4 protein-coding genes are annotated in these 2,813 nt (G+C 64.7%); all 4 read left to right on the top strand.

Annotated elements, in window-relative coordinates; translation table 11 throughout:
- Nucleotides 1-97 precede the first annotated feature (97 nt).
- Nucleotides 98-316: a hypothetical protein gene (locus GLP40_RS30085; RefSeq protein WP_154791404.1), complete on the top strand. Its 219-nt coding sequence runs from the start codon at nt 98-100 to the stop codon at nt 314-316.
- Between the two features lie 776 nt (nt 317-1,092).
- Complete coding sequence (locus GLP40_RS34195) at nt 1,093-1,347, top strand: epoxide hydrolase N-terminal domain-containing protein (RefSeq protein ID WP_230330086.1); 255 nt, start codon at nt 1,093-1,095, stop codon at nt 1,345-1,347.
- A complete protein-coding gene (locus GLP40_RS30080) occupies nt 1,344-2,102 on the top strand; it encodes an alpha/beta fold hydrolase (protein WP_230330085.1) in 759 nt (252 codons plus the stop codon). The genes GLP40_RS34195 and GLP40_RS30080 overlap by 4 nt, the downstream gene beginning before the upstream one ends.
- A gap of 266 nt (nt 2,103-2,368) precedes the next feature.
- Nucleotides 2,369-2,813 (top strand): DUF222 domain-containing protein (locus GLP40_RS30075; protein ID WP_154791403.1); only part of this gene is annotated, 445 nt, incomplete at its 3' end.

Here is a 2,813-nt window from a genome sequence, read left to right as displayed (position 1 = left end):
CACCGGTGCGCCGGTGACGGACTTCCGTCCGTCGCCGGCGCCGTCCGGGCCGTCGCCGACCCTCGCAAGCCAAACCAGCCCCATCTACCCTCTGTATATGCCCGACGCCGACAGAATGTCCGACGCCGACTACCGCCAACTCCTCAGTCTCCTCAGGAAATTCAGCGACTCCGAGTTGGACCAATGGGCAAACCTGATCATCCCCAGCCGATACGGCGACGTCTACGTCTCCCTCAGCCGCAAACCCCTTGTCGCCGAGCTCGAGCCCACGTACAACCGCGTCCCCGAAACCTGGTTCGATCAGCCAACCACCTGAAGGCCCACCACAACCCGAAGCAGCCCGCAACCCAGGCCTGACTCGGAGATTTCCCCACCGGCCCGAACCGAGGAGGTAGGGTCCGGGCTGCGGCCGTACCCGTGCGGGGGAGCTGGTAACGACTTCATCATCAGTCGGCCACGATCGGGCACTGACCAGTTACGAAGGCCGACCTGTTGGTATGTGATGAGATGTCGGCGCAGCACGCGAGCCGGGTGTCCGAGCCGATACGAGGGTCGCGCCCCACGTGCACTTCCGGGACGCTGGGGCGAGACCCTTGTCCATCCGATCGGATGTAGGTTATGACGGCCGAATCCAGGAAAGGTTCGGCCGCGTCGTTGGCGGGTAAGGCCGGGGTGGAAAGCCATCCTGGCCATGGCGGCATCGATACTCGCTACGACGAGCTGACCAACCTTCCGGCTCCGTACCGTCAGGTTCCTGAGAATGCGCGAAACCTCGTGGCCGAGACGCGATTCGACAACGGTGATCGCTGTCGAGTCGGGGCGCCGATATGTGGTTCCGATGGCATCCAGCGAGTGCGTTCTCATGGGAGGTCGAAGCTGACGGCCGTTGTGGTACATGAGGTTTTGTCCTCCGCGGACGCTCGAGATGCGGTGACGAGATCAATACCGCGGCGGTCGGCGCGCCGACCCGGTAGCCGAGCCGAGCCTCGGTATCGGATGCCCACCGATTGAACGGTCACAGGTCGGTGTGGTGGGCGGAATAACGAATTGTCGTGATGTGGAGACCACCTCTTAATCGGAAGACTCAATATCATGAGCGACAACGACATCCGCCCCTTCCGCATCGACATCGCGCAGGCCGACCTCGACGACCTGCGTCGGCGCCTGACTCGCACCCGGTGGATCGACGAGATCCCCGGCACGGGCTGGGAGCGCGGTGTGCCCACCTCCTACCTGCGAGAGCTCGCCACCTACTGGGCCGAGAAGTTCGACTGGCGCGCGGTCGAAGCCAGGCTCAACGCTTATCCGCCCCCGCAGAGGCCGACGCGCCTGTCTTCGATCTGGTGATCCCGACGTTGCCCGGGCACGGGTTCTCCGGACCGCTGACCGAAACCGGTTGGAACGATGGGAAAGTCGCTGCCGCGCTGGCCGAGCTCATGACCCGGCTCGGATATGAGCGGTTCGGGGTGCACGGTGGGGACCACGGCGCATTCGTGGCGCCGCGCGTGGGTCGCGATTTCAGTGAGCGGGTGATCGGGGTGCATGTCAACGCGCTGGTCACCTTCCCCACGGGCGATCCGGCCGACATGGCCGCTCTCACCGAGGCGGAACAGCAGCGATTGGCGGCGATGAAGCAGTTCCAGGACGACGGCTCCGCCTACATGAACCTGGCCGGGTCGCGGCCGAACACGATCGCGCAGCTGCTGGCCGATTCCCCGGCGGGACAGTTGGGGTGGATCGTGGAGAAGTACAAGGAGTGGACAGACGCCGGTCACGAACTGCCCGACGATGCCATCGATCGGGACAAGATCCTGACCACCGTGGCGATCTACTGGCTCACCGATACCGCGCGCAGTGTCGCGAACTACTACTACGAGCGGTTCCACGACTACACGATGTTCGCGCCCAATCCACGGGGGACGGTCCCGACCGGGGTCGGGGTGTTCACGACCGCTGACTTCGCGATTCGCCGATTCGCGGAGAAGGCCCACAACATCGTGCATTGGTCGGAGTTCTACTCCGGCGGCCACTTCCCCGCCCTCGAAGCCCCCGACCTGCTCACCGGCGACATCCGCGAATTCTTCAGCGGCCTCACGCGCTGACCGGTGGCGGGACTCGCCGGTGACGAGCGAACAAATGTTCGTGACCGGCGAGTGGTCATCGAGATCGAGCTACCGTCGGGCCTTGTTGTTCTCGGTTCCCATCCAAATTGGATCGAGGGGTGTTTGCCTCGGCGATGCCGGTGTCCGAGCTGAACAATTCCCTGCCCTGCGACGAGGACGGTGTGGGGCCATTCGAAATCTGAATATTGTTGATTCACAATAGAATTCACGTATATCGGCGTGAATCGCATTGATAGAATTGACGTATGAAGTGGAGGGAGTTGGTTCACGCTGAGGTGCCCGCGGCGGTGTCCGCGGTGCGCGAGGCGACCGATGACCTCCTGGACCTGCCTCTGGTGCCGTATGCCGACGACGAGATCGTGGACGCGATGCGTGAGGTCGAGGCGGTGCGTCGGCAGTTGGATGTGGTGGCGCGGCAGTTGGCCGCCGAGGCGCAGTCACGGTGCCTGCCCCAGCGTGCCGGGTCGGGCAAGTTGTCGACGTTCCTGCAGGAAACCCTGAACCTCGGGCGGGGTGAGGCGGCGGCGCGGGCCGCGGCGGTGGATGTGCTCGCGGACACGGCTGATCCGGTCAGTGGTGTGGTGAAGGCCCCGGTGTTGGTGTGGACCGCCGCCGCCCAGGCCGGTGGGCTCGTCTCGGGTGAGCATGCGCGGGTGATCGGCAAGATCATGGCCCGGATCCCCGGCAGCG

Origin of the sequence: Nocardia aurantiaca (assembly GCF_009708175.1) — a bacterium.
Classification (GTDB): Bacteria; Actinomycetota; Actinomycetes; order Mycobacteriales; family Mycobacteriaceae; genus Nocardia; species Nocardia aurantiaca.
Note: the sequence above shows the minus strand (reverse complement) of the source record. Positions and strands in the feature narration are given on the sequence as shown.